Origin of the sequence: Streptomyces subrutilus, from assembly GCF_008704535.1 — a bacterium.
Taxonomy (GTDB): Bacteria; Actinomycetota; Actinomycetes; order Streptomycetales; family Streptomycetaceae; genus Streptomyces; species Streptomyces subrutilus.
The window spans coordinates 351,921-366,433 of record NZ_CP023701.1; the positions used below are offsets into that span (position 1 = coordinate 351,921).

Annotated in this window: 12 protein-coding genes and 3 pseudogenes; 5 read left to right on the top strand and 10 right to left on the bottom strand. The window is 69.9% G+C overall.

Going from position 1 to position 14,513, the window contains the following annotated elements; genetic code table 11:
* The first annotated feature begins 20 nt into the window (after positions 1–20).
* A complete protein-coding gene (locus tag CP968_RS01580) occupies positions 21–1,031 on the top strand; it encodes an AraC family transcriptional regulator (protein ID WP_150516266.1) in 1,011 nt (336 codons plus the stop codon).
* A 650-nt stretch (positions 1,032–1,681) separates the two neighbouring features.
* The gene (locus tag CP968_RS01585) at positions 1,682–2,299 is read left to right on the top strand and encodes a TetR/AcrR family transcriptional regulator (protein WP_150516267.1); all 618 of its coding nucleotides are present in this window, start codon (positions 1,682–1,684) and stop codon (positions 2,297–2,299) included.
* Between the two features lie 118 nt (positions 2,300–2,417).
* On the opposite strand, the gene CP968_RS01590 is transcribed toward CP968_RS01585, so the two are convergent.
* The 7 genes and pseudogenes from CP968_RS01590 to CP968_RS01610 all read right to left on the bottom strand — a co-directional run bounded on the left by CP968_RS01590 (position 2,418) and on the right by CP968_RS01610 (position 7,198).
* Positions 2,418–3,203 (bottom strand): antibiotic biosynthesis monooxygenase, encoded by a 786-nt coding sequence (locus tag CP968_RS01590; protein ID WP_150516268.1) that lies wholly within the window; start codon positions 3,201–3,203, stop codon positions 2,418–2,420.
* 4 nt (positions 3,204–3,207) lie between these two features.
* The gene (locus CP968_RS34550) at positions 3,208–3,624 is read right to left on the bottom strand and encodes a hypothetical protein (protein ID WP_167536713.1); all 417 of its coding nucleotides are present in this window, start codon (positions 3,622–3,624) and stop codon (positions 3,208–3,210) included.
* A 133-nt stretch (positions 3,625–3,757) separates the two neighbouring features.
* Positions 3,758–3,910, bottom strand: a pseudogene (locus tag CP968_RS35625) (FAD-dependent monooxygenase); the annotation flags it as partial.
* 41 nt (positions 3,911–3,951) lie between these two features.
* A complete protein-coding gene (locus tag CP968_RS01600) occupies positions 3,952–4,248 on the bottom strand; it encodes a hypothetical protein (protein WP_150516270.1) in 297 nt (98 codons plus the stop codon).
* A gap of 136 nt (positions 4,249–4,384) precedes the next feature.
* The gene (locus tag CP968_RS35630) at positions 4,385–4,843 is read right to left on the bottom strand and encodes an MmyB family transcriptional regulator (RefSeq protein ID WP_167536910.1); all 459 of its coding nucleotides are present in this window, start codon (positions 4,841–4,843) and stop codon (positions 4,385–4,387) included.
* Positions 4,844–5,049: 206 nt separating this feature from the next.
* Positions 5,050–6,381 carry a glutathione-independent formaldehyde dehydrogenase gene (locus tag CP968_RS01605; RefSeq protein WP_150516271.1) on the bottom strand — a complete coding sequence of 444 codons (1,332 nt, stop codon included), beginning with the start codon at positions 6,379–6,381 and terminating at the stop codon, positions 5,050–5,052.
* A gap of 670 nt (positions 6,382–7,051) precedes the next feature.
* Positions 7,052–7,198, bottom strand: coding sequence for a hypothetical protein (locus tag CP968_RS01610; protein WP_229885879.1), 147 nt, complete (start codon positions 7,196–7,198; stop codon positions 7,052–7,054).
* Between CP968_RS01610 and CP968_RS01615 the strand changes: the two are divergent.
* A pseudogene (locus CP968_RS01615) lies at positions 7,164–7,313 on the top strand (SDR family oxidoreductase); the annotation flags it as partial. The gene CP968_RS01610 and the pseudogene CP968_RS01615 sit on opposite strands and share 35 nt — an antisense overlap.
* Positions 7,314–8,287: 974 nt before the next feature.
* Here CP968_RS01615 and CP968_RS01620 read toward each other — a convergent pair.
* Both CP968_RS01620 and CP968_RS01625 read right to left on the bottom strand, forming a co-directional pair.
* A complete protein-coding gene (locus tag CP968_RS01620; RefSeq protein ID WP_150516272.1) occupies positions 8,288–8,677 on the bottom strand; it encodes a hypothetical protein in 390 nt (129 codons plus the stop codon).
* A gap of 127 nt (positions 8,678–8,804) precedes the next feature.
* Positions 8,805–9,361 (bottom strand): annotated as a pseudogene (locus tag CP968_RS01625) (transposase).
* Between the two features lie 525 nt (positions 9,362–9,886).
* Here CP968_RS01625 and CP968_RS01630 point away from each other — a divergent pair.
* A complete protein-coding gene (locus CP968_RS01630; protein WP_208835967.1) occupies positions 9,887–10,429 on the top strand; it encodes a hypothetical protein in 543 nt (180 codons plus the stop codon).
* 216 nt (positions 10,430–10,645) lie between these two features.
* A complete protein-coding gene (locus CP968_RS01635) occupies positions 10,646–11,296 on the top strand; it encodes a DUF3159 domain-containing protein (RefSeq protein WP_229885777.1) in 651 nt (216 codons plus the stop codon).
* Between the two features lie 354 nt (positions 11,297–11,650).
* On the opposite strand, the gene CP968_RS01640 is transcribed toward CP968_RS01635, so the two are convergent.
* Positions 11,651–13,597 (bottom strand): FUSC family protein, encoded by a 1,947-nt coding sequence (locus tag CP968_RS01640; protein WP_150516274.1) that lies wholly within the window; start codon positions 13,595–13,597, stop codon positions 11,651–11,653.
* Between the last annotated feature and the right edge of the window lie 916 nt (positions 13,598–14,513).

A 14,513-nucleotide genomic window follows, 5' to 3' on the forward strand; every position in this document is an offset into this window, starting at 1 on the left:
GTATCCGGGAGAGTCCCGGCATGGACGTTCTGCCTCCGCCCGCGCCGCGCCCGCCGGGCTGGGGGGATCCGATCGCCGAGACGCTCGAACTGGCGGGGGCGCGCTGCGTGCTGACGCGCGGCTTCACGTACGCGGGCCGGTGGGCCCTGGCGTTCCCGCCGCCGGGGCGGATCAAGGTCCACGCGGTTCTCGAAGGCACCACCTGGCTGGTGATGGACGGCGTCCAGGAGCCACAGCCACTGCAGGCCGGGGACGTGGTGGTCCTCGCCGGTGACCGGCGCTACGTCCTGGCCAGTGACCCCGCGGTGGCCCCGGTGGAGGCCCTGCCGCTCCTGAAGGCGACCGTGGAGCCCTTCCATCACACGGGCCCGCCGGGCGTCCGGGACGTGACGGCGCTCAGCGGCCATGTCGAACTCGAAGCACCGGGGAAGGACCTGCTCCTCGGCGCCCTGCCGCCCCTGATGCACATGCGGGCGGGGAGCGTCGAGGCCCCGGCTGTCCGCTGGCTCCTCCACGAGGCGTTCCACGAGATGCGCGAGGACCGGCCCGCGGCCTCGTTCGTGGCGGACCACCTGGCCCGGCTCCTCTTCGTCCACGTGCTGCGCACCTTCCTCGCGGAGGCGGACGCCTTCCCGGCCGGCTGGCTGCGGGCGCTGGCCGACGAGCAGATCGCCCCCGCGCTGAGGCTCATGCACGGCGACCCGGCCCGCCAGTGGACCCTGGCCGAGTTGGCACGGGCGACGGCCATGTCACGCACCAGCTTCGCCGACCGGTTCAAGGCCGTCGCGGGCGTGCCGCCCGTGACGTACCTCTACAACTGGCGGATACGACTGGCCCGGCGGAGCCTGTGGCGCGAGGACACTCCCGTCGCCGAACTCGCCTCGGCCCTCGGCTACGCGTCGGAGAGCGCCTTCAGCAACGCCTTCAAACGCACGACCGGCATGGCCCCGCGCCACTACCGCCACTCCGCACGCATGGCGGGGACCGCACCGGTGCCGGTCGCGGCGTCGTCCGGCAGTGGCTCCCCGTAGCGGCGGCTGCGGCTGGCGGGAGGACGGTCCGGCCCGGGGCCCCTCGGAGGGCGTGAGCCGAAGCATGTGCCATGAAGCACCGAAGACCGGCCGGGACGGCTCACCGAGTATCAGTGGACCGTTCGGCGGGAGGCAGGAAGTCGACCGAGCACGACACCGGCACTGCCACCAGCCGGTTGTCGCACCAGCCGGTCGAGCGAAGTGCGCGCAATGCCCCGGACGCAGCAGCGTCCGGGGCCACCTGCTTCACGCGATGATGGGAGCAATGACGGGTACGAGGTACTCGATGACGGCAAGTACGTGGTCTACCCAGTTCATGACGCCAGGCCTCCTTTGTGTGATGGTCGCACGGGCAGCCGCATCCTCTCGCCCCGGAGGTGCGAGGGCCAGCCGTTCACTCACTGACCCCACCCATGGGTGAACCACCCGAGCCGGAGAAAGCCCGCCGTTCCGACGCTCAGGGAAGGAGAAGCGGGGATCTGGTCAGGTAAGGCGTTGGCCGTTTTCGGCGGAGCCGCGTGCGTACCGGACGATCCGGGTTCCGCCCCTTGTGCGGGCCGCGGCGCCCTCCTCCGCGTCGGGGGATGGAGACCAGCAGCCGCAACGGCGGGCCCTTAACGAAAACCATCGTTTCGGTTTAGATTGGAGGCGTGCCCCGGCTGACTGAAGAGACGAAGGAACTGCGGCGCCGTCACATCCTGGTGAGCGCGTGGAGCTGCTTCTCACGTGATGGCTTCCACGCCACCTCGATGGACGACATCATCGCTGCGACGGGCATGTCCTCCAGCGCCGTCTACCGGTACTTCCGCGGCAAGGACGAGCTCGTCGACGCCGCCGCGAACGAGGCCCTGGCCTTGGTGCGGGACATGTTCGGTCGGCTGCTGGAGCAGCGCCCTACGCCGCCGCCCGCCGAGGTGCTGGAGGCGATGGCCGGGGAAGCCCGCGACCGGGGTGAGGGCGAGCCGTACGATCTGACCCGCATCGCGATCCAGGCATGGGGCGAGGCCTTGCGCGATCCGGAACTGCAGGAGCGTACCCGCACCTTCTACCTGGCCGTGCACGACAGCCTCGCCGAGCTGGCCCGCCGCTGGGGCGAGGAGGGGCTCCTGGCGTCCACGGCGGATGCGGAGCAGGTCGCGACCGTCTTGATGACCCTGATGCCCGGACTGCTGGTCAGCCGTCACCTGGTGGCGCCGGTCAGCGCGGAACAGCTGGTCGGCGGCCTGTCGGCGCTCGCCTCCGGGTTCGGCGGCGCGCCGTCCCCCTGAGGGGCCCGCGCCGGTGGTCGCGGTGGCCCCGGCCGAGCACGTGATCCCGGCGTCCCCGGCCCGCTCGCGTGCGAGGGGCCGGACGCGGCGGTGTTCCGCGGCGGCGGGGTGTGCGGCGTCAGCGTCGGCGGCACGGGACGAGCGGCTGTGTGCGGGGCGGCGAGGCGGCCAGGCGGGCGACGTCGGTGCGGAAGCGGTCCATGCGGGGTGTGGCGTGGTGGGCGTCCAGTGCCTGCTGGCTCGCCCATTCCTCGTAGACGATGAAGGTGCCGGGTGTCTGCTGTCCGCGGTGCGCCCGGAAGGCCAGGCATCCGCTCTCCCGGTGCGCGGCGATGGCGAACTCGGAGAGGAGGAGCTCCAGTTCGCGGTCCTTGCCGGGTCGGGCGGTGAGCGTGGTGATGCCGCGCGGCCCGGGTTCACCGTCGTGGGCGCGGCCGGTCGTAGGGCCGGTGCCGATCCAGGGCGAGTCGTATTCCACGCGTGAGGCGTCCAGGCCGTGGGGAGTGGTGGTGTAGAGGCGCAGGCGCTGTCCGTCGGGGTCGGGGACGACCAGGAGCCAGCCGGCCAGGGCGACCAGCGGTGGGGAGTGTGTGATGCCGAGGGTGTCCAGATGGGCCGTCCACGCGTCGAGGGCGCTGCGGTCGTCGACGGCCAGGGTGAGGAAGTCGTATCCCTGCAGGGTGCTGGCGGTCGCGGGGTCCAGGCGCAGTTCGAGGGGGGTACCCAGGCCGGGGACGTCGAGGACGACGGCGAAGAGGATGCCGTCGGGGCGGTGGTGGTCCAGCTCGGCCAGTCGGCGGGCGCCCAGGACGGCGCCGTACCACCGTGCGCTGCGTTCCAGGTCGGTGACGGGCAGTTTGATGTGGTGGATGCCCGAGAAGGCGGGGGGCGCGGTGGGGTTCATGGGGTCACTCCTGAGGCTGCGGGGCGCGGCGGTCGACGCGGGTTCCGCGGCGCCACAGGGCCGTGGTGTCGCGCAGCGCGGTGAAGTCGCGGGTGGGGTCGGTCGCCGTCGACGAGAGATGGTCGTGTCTCGTGCCGGCCCGTGTGCCGCGCCGGGCGAGCAGGTCCTCGACGAACCGGGCGTCGGGCACGGCCGAACCGGCGGGGACCGGAGCGACGAGGCGGTACACGCCGGCGGCGAGCGGCGACAGGAGCAGCAGTCCGGCCCCAGAGAGGAAGAACGTCGGCTCCTCGCAGACCTCCTCCCCCGCTCCGCTCCCCGTGCCGGTGTTCGCGAGGCGCACGCCGGCGAGCGCGAAGAGCTGCTCGGGTGCATGGCCGGGGAAGGCGATCCCGGCGGAGGGGCGGACCGTGCTGTGCAAGCCCGCAGCAGCGGGCGTTCGCCGTCGTGCAGGCAGAACCCGGCTCCCTTCCGGCCTTCTTGGACCAGACCGGGTCCGACGCCGATCCGGTCCAGGTATTCCAGGGCGCGCGGCTGTCGGCCGCGGCTCTACTGCCGGAGCGGATCGCGTCGTTGCGGTCGATGAGGATGTGGTCCACGCCGAGCCGGCGCAGGCTGGCGGCCAGGGTCAGGCCCGTCGGACCGGCGCCGGAGACATGGCCATCGGTCCGGGAGGGGAGAGGGGGTGTGCTGCGTGGCTTCCCCATCGCGGGCGTTCAGGGTTGCAGGGAGGCTTGGAGGTGGAGCGCTAAGGGGCGCACTGCGCGTTCAGGTCGTTGATGTCCCGCTGGAGGGCCTGGGTGGCCGGGCTGTTCCAGGGATGGCTGCTGACGAAGCGCTGCGCGGCGTCGCGGACGTCCTGCCAGCCGTTGGCGTTCGTCGGGGCACCGGCGTTGCTGAGATCCGCCTTCGTCCGGGCGACCGTCTGGCGGCAGCTGGCCAAGGAGGCGGCCGCTCCGGCCGGGGCGTAAGCCCCGAGTGCGATGGCGGCTCCGAGCGCGACGGCCAGAGCGCCCGCGGGCAGCGTGTTCCTGAAGAGCTTCATAGGGTGACCTCCTGTGGGGTGGGGCCCCGTCCGGTGTGTGCGAGCCCGTGGCGCTCGGCCGGTCGGCGCGCGCAGGCGGGGGCGGTTGTGCTGCACCGTCGATCATTCGCGTCGGCCGGGCGCAGGTGAATACTCGTCAGTCCGGATCATGTGCGCGTCCGTCCGAACACCCACCGCCCCGCCCCCGGACCGGCCCCGGGCGTTCGGACGGAATCTGGTGCATGAGCGTGGGACGGGAGGATGGGGCGCACGGCCGGCGCCGGGTGGCCCCGCCTGCTGTCGGCGGCGGCGTGAAGGGACCCCGGAGGCGCCAGGGAATCAGCGCCGGCACTCGCGGCGACGGCGGTGCCGACCAGGAGTGCCGGCCGGAGGCCGCCTGCGCGTTGAACGCCTGGTAGCTGAGAATAATCCGGCCGGCGTCCGGGTGGTTGAGGACCTCGGCCTTGCGGCCCAGGCCGCTGACGCTGTGGTCCTGCCACGGAGCGGCGAACTCCGGGCTGTCCGCCAGGAGTGCCCGGACACGTGAGGCGATCCCGGGGTCGCGGCTTTCTCGGCCTGCGGCCAGGCGCAGTGCTCGACTGTCGACCGTGCCGATGAAGCCGTCGGTCGCCTCAACCTCGCGTTCCTCAGGTCATCCGCTCCCCTGCTCCCGGCGTGGACGGCGCCCAGCTCATGCTGGAAATCGCCGAGCGCGCGGACAACGTCTCCCCTAGGGATCCGGCGGAGGCACCGCCCGACCGGTTTCCCGTTCCCGGGGGGCCGGTCATGGCGTCAGGTTCTCGGCCGGCGGGCAGGCGGTCCTCAGCGGTCGAGTGCCTGCTCCAGCTGCTGCCTGTTCATGTGGGAGCGGCCTTCGATGCCGGCCTTGGCCGCCTCGTGGCGCAGTTGTTCCACGGTGCGGTGTGAGGCCGGGCCTGCGGAGTGGCGGCTGTCCTTGCGACTGTCCTTGCGAGTGTGCGCGCGAGCGCCGTTGCCGTTGCCGGCCTGGGGGTGCAGGACGACCTTGGTCCAGCCGTCGTCCCGGTTGTCGAAGTGCTCGTACGCGGAGGGTGCCTCGTCGAGGTCGAGTTCGTGGGAGACCAGGAAGCCGGGTTCCGCCTTGCCGCCGGCGATGAGGTCGCGCAGGGCGCGGTTGTAGCGTTTGACGGGGGCCTGGCCGGTTCCGACCTTCAGGCCCTTGAACCAGAGCATGCCGAAGTCGATCGGCATCTTGCCTTGGGCTTCTGCCTTTCCCTGGGTGTCGGCGGCTCCCGGGTCTTCGGGCAGGAACACTCCGACGACTCCGAGGCCGCCGGTGAAGCGGACCGCGTCGATGAGGCCGTTCATGGTGAGCGTGCCGTCTTCACGGCCCTGCGGGTCGTGGGCCTGGTAGCCGACGCACTCGCAGCCGTTGTCCGCGCCGAGGCCGAGGGTCGCCTCCTTGACGACCTCGGCGGGGTCTTCCTCGGCGGTGTTGACGGGGATCGCGCCGATCTCTTCGGCAAGGCGGAGCCTGTCGGGCTGGTGGTCGGCTACCCAGACGCGCCCGGCGCCCTTGAGGAGGGCCGAGTAGGCGGCCATGAGGCCGACCGGGCCGGCGCCGTAGACGAGGGTCTGGTCACCGGGCTTGACGCCGGCCATCTCGGTGGCGTGGTAGCCGGTGGGGAAGATGTCGGCCAGCATCACGTAGTCGAGCTGGCGCTCGGCGGCGTCCTCGCCCAGGCGCAGGGCGTTGAAGTCGCCGTACGGGACGCGCAGCAGCTCGGCCTGGCCGCCCTGGTAGGGGCCCATCTCGGCGAAGCCGTACGCGGCGCCGGCCTTGCCGGGATCGGGCTGCATGGTCAGGCAGTAGCTCGTAAGCCCCTGCTCGCACTGCTTGCAGAAACCGCAGGCGATGTTGAACGGCAGGACCACCCAGTCGCCGACCTTGACCTTGCCGACCGCTTTGCCCACCTCGACGACCTGGCCGAGGTTCTCGTGGCCCAGGGTCCGGCCCGTCTCGAAGGAGGTCCGGCCCTCGTACATGTGGAGGTCGGAGCCGCAGATGTTGGTGCTGGTGATCTTGACCAGGATGTCGGTGGGGTGTTCGATCCTCGCGTCGGGGACGTCCTTGACGGTCACCGTCCGCGGTCCTTCGTACACAGCCGCTCTCATGGTCCCTCCTTCTCGATGGTCTCCCCCCTCTGTCCCGCCGACGGGACCGGTCGCTTCGAGACGTGGTACGGCCCACCACCCCGGGACGGCGGCGGCTGCACGGGCGGCAGCCCGTCCGGCGCCTACCCCGGCCTTCCGGATACACACCTTCGGTCGAAGCCTCCCGAAGCGCCCACAACGCGCGATCTTCTTGCGACATGACAGCGCTGGAGCGCGGCCCGGCGAGATCCCGTAACGGACCACACCCGAGCCTCGGTGGGGGCCCATGCCGTGTCCAGTGGCCCTGGAGGGGTCAGGTCAGGCGGCCGCCGTGGCACGCGAGACGTCCCGGTCAAGGGCTATGCGATGTCCTCCCCTGGGCACCGGCGGGCCGGTCCACGTCGCCACCGCCCGAGGGATGAGGTGGCCGGGCAGGCGAGAGCGCCGACTGGGAGCAGCGCGCCCGGCTCTTCCTCACCGCTCAGGAACAGCCACGGGAAATACACCGTCGCGGTCGCGGGTGCTGCGCCCCCGGCTCGCCTATGTCCCAGGTACCGGCGGCAGCAGGTCCCCGGGGCGCGTCCGGGTGTCGAGGACGGCCACCATGCGCGGGCGGCCGGCGATGCTCGCGAGGACCGGCGTACCGCTTGGCGGGGCATGAGTCCGTCGACGACGACGTCCAGCATTCGGTTCAGCTGGGGACGCTGCTCGGGTGCGCCGGCCACGGAGAGCAACCGGCGAGGATGCCGCCCACCTCGACCGGGTCGATGTCGCTGCGCAGTTCTCCTGCTGTGGCCGCTGACCAGTTCAGGGCGGAGCGGACCGCGAGCAACCCCATGAAGCGCTACGGCACCGTCGAAGAGTTCGCAAAGGCGGCCGCATTCCTCGCCTTCGATGCCACGTACACCACCGGCATCGAACTGGCCGTGGATGGCGGCGAAACCCAGCTCTGAGCTCGTCTGCCGTCCCGCCACGGACGTGAGGCCAGCTACCGCGGCGGTTTCAGGGGGCGCTGCACTACGTGGTCGTGTCGATCAGGCCGCGAGCAGTTCATGCCGGTCTCCCCTCGGGGGCCCGCGGCCTGGCCACGGCGCCCCGGGCGGTCAGGTCCGGGTCGAGGCGTCTGTTCATGTCCAGCTCGAACCGGCCGTAGAGCTGATCATCGCCGCCCTGGAGGCGGAACCCGCCGGACTCCCCCGCCTCCCCCGGAGTGGAAGGTGGAGGGGTTCCGGACCGGCAGCGGCCCACAGGGGTTCCGAGTCCGACAAGGGACTGCCGAATGGACCGCGCCACACGCCACCGTCGCCGAGCCCGCACCCCGGATGGTCGCCGAGGGCTTGATCCCTTGCCTCTACTGCAGCCCGGACAACACCCTCGGCATCATCGGCTGACCAACCGGACAAGGCGCCCGGCCCGGCCGGCCAACCGGGGGACTTTTGTGCAAGCCGCCACTGCGCGGGGGCTCGTGGACCACGGTCGTCGTGGGACAAGCCCCGGCATGGCCCAAGAGGGCCCGGTACTCGTTCTCGTCGCCGCGAGGTCCCGGCGAAGCTTGATACCGACCCGCATCGCCGCACAGGCGCAGCGGTAGGAAGGGTCGGAAGGCGGCCACTGAGCCCGGTCCTCGGCGGCCATGGAACGGTCGAAGGCGGCGGACACCGCGATCAGCGTGTCCGGCGGCGCCTGGTCGCCCCCGCACACCTCACGCCGCCCCGCCGACCACCGCGTCTCCTCGGAGTCGAAGACCTCGACCAAAGGCACGAAGTGGTCGGCGTCCAGGCGGCCAGCACCCGTGACAACCAAGTCGTCGTACGCGCTCCGCCAGCTCCCGCCGGTCACGCGGCGTCGAGCTCGGCGGTGAGCCGAAGCTCCCCACTACACCGTAACGGGCTCTTCAGCGGCGCGGTCATCCCAGAAGACTGCGCGGTCAGCGCCGGCCGCCGCCGATGCGGCGGTCGTCGGCCAGTGCGGTGAGCGGGCCGAACTCGCGGGCAAGCTGGTTCCACGTCAGAACCTCGCCACAGCGGGCCGGGAACTCCTTCGGGTTGAACTCGGGCATGGTCCAGGTGCCGGTGCCCCGGTCCCGCAGCCACAGGTCCCCGTCACCGTCGACCACGGTCGGCGGGACCGGCACGGGTTCGGCCTGATCGGTGGGGTCCCAGGTGACTCGGCCCGGGTGGGAGACGCGGCGCAGCTCGGTGGTGGCCAGCCGCGCGGCCAGGTCACGGGTGGACTCTTCTGCGTCCTTGACCGACGCGAGTCGGAAGGCGTCGTCAAGTACGGGCAGGGCTGGATTCTTGCTGCGCTTTGAACTCATACGCTGACTACCTCCGGTGGGGGGCGTCACATCCGTTATGGCACCCCGTAGAGGAACACGGTATCCGAGGCGGGAACCGGGCCGGCTGTATGTCCAGGTGGAGGCGCCGGCACACCGGGCGGGACGGCTAACTGATGGTGCAGACGAGGTGGAGGTCGGCGCACCTCTCGTATCGGATGCGGAGTCGTTTGAACTGGTGTAGCCAGGCGAAGGTTCGCTCGACGACCCAGCGGGTCTTGCCCAGGCCGGATCCGTGAAGTGTGCCGTGGCGGTCGACGATGAGGTGGTGCTTGCTGCCGGGGCGGGCGCGGTCGACCGGCGAAGGTCCGGTGTGAGCCCCCTTTTGAGGGCTCTGACGTGCGAGGCGTCGATCGCCGCGTCATCCATGTCCAACAACTCCGCTGCCCGTGGTTCCGACAGGAGGACCTGGTGCAGACGGGGCCACACCCCTGCCTCGGTCCAGTCCCGAAGACGCCGCCAGGCCGTCACACCACTGCAACCGACCTGCTCGACGGGAACATCATGCCAGCTCACGCTCTTGCACAGCACGTAGGCGATGGCCCTCAACGCCGCACGATCGTCCACCGGCCGACGTCCGGGATACCGGTACCGGCGAAATAGACGTACCGGTAGCAACCGGGCCACAGGTTCCCACAGGTCATCAGGCATCAGATCAGCGGACACACCCCGGATCCAGCCGACACGACACTCAACTGCCACGGCCCTCAACGAATCTCATTCTGAAACCATCAATCAGAGGGGCCGTGGCCTGCGATGCGCATGGTGGTCCAATTGCGTTCTGCCGGGCGGCGGGCTGCGAGTTCGGACAGGGGGCGTGCGTATCTACTGCGACCGATTGTCCAGGAGCGCAGCCATCAATCCACGCCCGCTGGAAACCATTTGATCTGTTCGCTTACACGGCATATAGGTGAGGCTGCTCCAGACAGTTCCAGTGGGGGCCATTACAGCCCGTTGCGAACACAGGGTTGCTAATGATTGACAACGAGTGGTGCTGCTCCCCGGGCCGGCGCGGGCGACTGACGAAGGTCCGGATGCACGGACCCTTGCCGACAGTCCGCGGCCGACGGCCCGGCGGACACTTCTGTCGTGCAGAGCCAGCGAGCGGCGAGCATAGTGGACTAGGGGGTGAGGGACGGCGCGGGAGGTCATATGAAAGCAACTGGTCTTCTACTCGGACTGGCTCCCTGGGTGCTGTTCGCACTGGTCGTAGAGCGTCTGGGGGCAGACTCCGTGGGGTGGGCTGCGCTCCTGGCCTGCCTGGCCTCTGTGGCCCTCATCCTCTATGGCCTCCGGAACGGCAGCGGAGTGAAGGTCATCGAACTGACCGGAGCGATAGCCTTCGCGATTCTGGCGGCCGTCGGTTTCTACGGAAGCAATCACACCCTGAACCTGCTGGCAGACTACGGACGAGGCGGATCCGTCCTTTTGCTGTCCGTGGTCATGTTCATCTCGGCATTCACCATCCCCTTCACGGAGCAATACGCACATGCCTTCGTCGATCAGAAGTACTGGGGAACGCCGAGATTTCGCCAGGTCAACCGCCGCGCTTCGCTCATGTGGTCGGGAATCATCTTCGTGATGGCGGTCTGCCACCTGATCTCCGGCGCTCTGCAATCCTCCACCGGCAGCAGTCCGCCCCCGGGACACCTGCTGCTCAATTGGGTGATCCCCATCATACTGATTATCGTCGGCGTCAAGCGCACCAACCACCTCTCCGAGGCGTCGCCGTAAGCCCTACGACCATCCGCTGGTACCGCGGGATGAAAACCGTGGGAAATACCGCGAACCCAGAGCGCAGCCAGAACGCCGACAATCGCGCTGCCTACGGCCGGGGCATTCGGCTTGTGTGCTCGGTGGCGTTACGCGTTGGCTGGGAATGAGGTCAGTGTGCGTTCGCGGCAGGTGGCGAGGGACCTGGAGTCGATGCCGCCGGGGCGAAGGCGACAGATGCAACAGTCTCGCGAGGCCTTTATGGGTTACATCCAAAACAGGCGCGGAGAATACAGATCAAATCTGCCACCCGCTCTCCGCGGCTACGGTGTTCTGCGTGGAATTGCACCCTGGATAGTCTTTGATGTACTCGCCAGCGCCAGCACCTGGGAGCTTGCTGCGTTCAGTGCATTCATCGTGGCAACCCTGTTTAGCGTTTCAGATTTCTGGCATGGAGAATTCAAGTTCCTTGACGTGGTCGGGATACTTTTCTTCGGCATAATCGGCTTGTTGGCATTCTTCTTCGATCGCCGGGAACTGACATGGCTGGAAACTTACGCCTCCGTGCTCTCCAGTGGCGTTCTCGCGGCTGTTGCGTTCGGCTCTCTAGCCGCAGTACCATTTACCGAACAGTATGCGGAAGAATCCGAACACCGAGAAGTGTGGAAGACGCCTGAATTTCGCAGAACTAACCGGATCATCGCCGCCGCCTGGGGGGCTGCATTCCTCACAAGAGCGGTACTGGGGCTCACCTTGTTGCATGTTTCGGCCATGCGAGGATGGCTGAACTGGGGTTTCCCTATAATTCTGCTGATATTTGCGGTTCACTTCACCGCGCGATATCCGACGCGCGCACGAGAGCGAACTCGCTCTCGTCGGCCCCTCTAAAACATATTGCGTTCGCACGGACGCAGTCGCCCAAGACCTGCCCATTACGGCCTGACAGCGACAGGGCGCAGGGGAATGATACGAAAAGGTCGCCTGACCGGGACCGGGCCTGGATACGTATCGACGACATGTGCAGCCACCCCGCCTTCCTCATTCGACGCAACCGGTCCATTGATGAACTCCCGTCATGGCTCGGAATCGAAGGACGGTTCGGAAGGATTGAACCTCTGGCGACGGACCTCTTCGGCGGCCGGCCGCTCCCTTCCTCCGCCGCCGCCGCGGACGCAGTTGGCGGGGACGGCGGAGGTTCGGGCGGTCTCGGCCGAGCGCAGGCAGCCAGCGAACTGCCCGTGGTCATGTCTTGTCGATGGGCGTTACGACCGTGCGGGCGACACGGAGCTCCTGACGGAGTGGTGCGAGGACGTCGTCCTGCTCGATGATCGGCTCGACGTCGGCGTTGTCGAGCACCGCACCCGTCCGTACGGTGTGGGCCAGTTCCCTCAAGTGGCGTTCGATGTCCGTGACGGCCTGGGGCGCAGGCGGCTGTGCACCGTGTTCGCCGCGGACCTGGGCGGCTGCGATCGCACCGACGATGCGTTCGACCGCGATGACCAGTGGCCACCACGCGGCGGCCTGGGACCCGATGGGCGCAGGCTCGGTCAGGGCACGCTGGAATTCCGATCGTACAGACGAGAGGTCTTGGTAGAGCCGTCGTTGCCAGCGCACCCGCTCGGCGTAGGAGATTCCACTGAACGCGTGTGCGATGTAGGTTCCGGTGTCGTCGATGGCCCTGGCCAGCCGGTCGCCGACGCGGGTGCTCCAGCTCTCCGGCCACAGGAGGTATCCGGCGACCAGGACGATCGCGCAGCCGAGGAGGCTGTCTGCCAGCTGGGGGCCCATGAGTGCGAAGCCCTGCCCGGTCATGATGTCCGACTGCAGGAGCACCACGGGTGACACGGAGGCCGTCATGAAGGCGAAGCCCATGGCGTTACCCGCCGGGATCAGCGCGCCCAAGCCCATCAGGACGGGCACGTAGGCCCAGCCGGACGGCACCACCGCGAGGATCAGGGCGGCGGCGAGGAGCCCTACCGCCGTGCCGACGGCTCGCTGCACGGCCCTGGAGAAGACGGACCCGAAGTCGGGCTTCAGGACGAAAGTCACTGCGAGCGGCACCCAGTACGAGCGGCCTGCCGAGGACACGGAGACCAACGACTGCGCCAGGCCGATGCACAGGGCAAGCCGGAGCCCGTAGCGCCACGACGTCGTCGAAGTCAGCATGTTGCGTGTCGCTCGGCGTACCCGCAGGGGCAACGGCTCCGGGTTGCCCAGGAGGTCATCGTCCTGGTGGGGGGTGGGGCCCGGAGAGTGGATCACTGCCGAGGCGTGGCGCAGGCTCCGGTCGACGGCTCGGTCGGCGGGCCCTTGCGGCTCGGGAAGCACCAGGGCCGGGGGCGTGCGCCGCTCCGAGGCGACGGAGTCGGCCAGGCCGTTCACGGCGGCAGCGACCTCGGGGTCGCGTGAGGTCCGGCCGTGGTGGTGGGCGGCGGCCGCCGATTCCAGGAGCGGGATCAGGGCGTTGAGCTGGGCGAGCAGCCGCACCATGGGGCCGCGAGGTCCGTGGTCGTGTGCCCGGTGCGCGAGCAGCACTTCGTAGGCGCTGTCGACGGACTGCGTGACCGCGTGCCGCCGGGCGTCGTAGACGGCGGTGTCACGGGTGCCGACGACGGCATACAGTTCGGCGACGCTGCGGTAGGCGGCGGCGACGGCTGCCCGGTCGGGCGCATGGCGCCGGAAGGGCCAGCCCAGAAGGGTCAACAGGAGGATGAGCAGTCCGCCGAGCGTGAGGAGCAGGGGAGCCGTCCACCACGGGTCGGGCATGGGCAGTCCCGCGCCGACGACGGCGTTGAGGAGCAGCATCAGTCCGGACACCGACGCCAGCGCTCCGACCGAGGAGATCATGCCGGAGACGAGCGCGATGGACGCGAGGACGCTCACTGCGGCCCAGCCCTGGCCGTAGGCGAGGGCTCCCAGAGTGACGCCGACGGCCCCGAACAACTGGGGTACGGCGATGTTGAGCAGTCGCATCCGGTAGGCACCGGCGGTGTCGCCGATGACACCCGCCAGCGCGCCCATCGACGCGAGTGCCCCGTATTCGGGGCGGCCTGCCGCGATCCCGGCCACCACGGGGAGGGACAGCGCGAGGGCTGCCCGCCCCATGGCCGGCCACGGGAGGGGGCCCCTGTTCGGGCGGATGCTGTTGGCCAGCCACACAGGCGGGACGAGGCGAGGGGACGCGGTCATTGTTCTCAGCTCTTGTTTCTTTCGACTCGGCGGGGGCCACCGGGGCAAAGAGCCCACCGGGCCGCCGCGGGGCACGTTCACACGGAGCGGACCGGGGGCGATCCAGCGTCTGGGCTGTGATGGCCCGGGAGGCTGAAGCCCACGTCGGTCCGGCGAGGGGCCTGCCGTCTCCGTGATGAGTGTCGGAGAGAGGCCCATGCGCCAGTTACTTTACCTTCCAGACGGTAAAGTTCCAAGGGTTGGAGAAGCCCTTTCCCGAGCGGACGGCCCGGCCGGCGACGCACCCCGGCGCGAGGGCCGCCGAGCCATCCGGGCAACACCGAGGAGCGTCGCCCCGGCCTCGCCCCGGCCTTTCGGGCAGGCCATCGGGCACGGCCGATCCTCCGAGGTCCTCAGGAGTGGGGCCGATCCTCACCGTCACGCGTGGACGTCCCGGTGCCGGGATTCACGGGCAGAGCACGGCGACGAGGACTGCGGGGCGGACCGGCACCACCCGCCGGGGATCCCGGAGCGGCTGCCCCGGAGCCGAGGCCTTGAGAGGACGTACCGCAGTACGAGCGGACGAGCGGCCCCCAACGGACGTTCGTCCGGGGCCGCCGCATACGACCCGCCCGCGCCCTGGCCGGCTCGCCCTGCCGGGCGCGTCCGGGCATCACCCGCGGGCGCCCGTCGACGGGCTGCCCGCATCGCTGGGCGGCAAGGTGGAATCGTCATCGCTCCGGGACGCCCTCCGGCGCGGGCCGGCGGCGCGACCGGGGCGCCAGGCGGGTGGGGGCGCTCGGGGCCCGCACGGCTCGCGTCGCGTTCCGCCGCCACCGCAACGGAGCGGGAGGCCCTCGGTAGCCACGCGGGGTGGCGGGCGTCCGCTCCCCGGGCGCGGTCGCCGGCGGCACGGTCTGTTCATGACGTGCCGGCT

What these genes read in the sequence shown, in the direction of transcription:
- CP968_RS01580 (WP_150516266.1), top strand. Translation starts at nt 21, where the DNA reads ATGGACGTTCTGCCTCCGCCCGCGCCGCGCCCGCCGGGCTGGGGGGAT.
- CP968_RS01590 (WP_150516268.1), bottom strand. Translation starts at nt 3,203, where the DNA reads ATGAACCCCACCGCGCCCCCCGCCTTCTCGGGCATCCACCACATCAAA.
- CP968_RS01600 (WP_150516270.1), bottom strand. Translation starts at nt 4,248, where the DNA reads ATGAAGCTCTTCAGGAACACGCTGCCCGCGGGCGCTCTGGCCGTCGCG.
- CP968_RS01605 (WP_150516271.1), bottom strand. Translation starts at nt 6,381, where the DNA reads ATGAGAGCGGCTGTGTACGAAGGACCGCGGACGGTGACCGTCAAGGAC.
- CP968_RS01610 (WP_229885879.1), bottom strand. Translation starts at nt 7,198, where the DNA reads ATGGGGTTGCTCGCGGTCCGCTCCGCCCTGAACTGGTCAGCGGCCACA.
- CP968_RS01620 (WP_150516272.1), bottom strand. Translation starts at nt 8,677, where the DNA reads ATGAGTTCAAAGCGCAGCAAGAATCCAGCCCTGCCCGTACTTGACGAC.
- CP968_RS01635 (WP_229885777.1), top strand. Translation starts at nt 10,646, where the DNA reads ATGCAACAGTCTCGCGAGGCCTTTATGGGTTACATCCAAAACAGGCGC.
- CP968_RS01640 (WP_150516274.1), bottom strand. Translation starts at nt 13,597, where the DNA reads ATGACCGCGTCCCCTCGCCTCGTCCCGCCTGTGTGGCTGGCCAACAGC.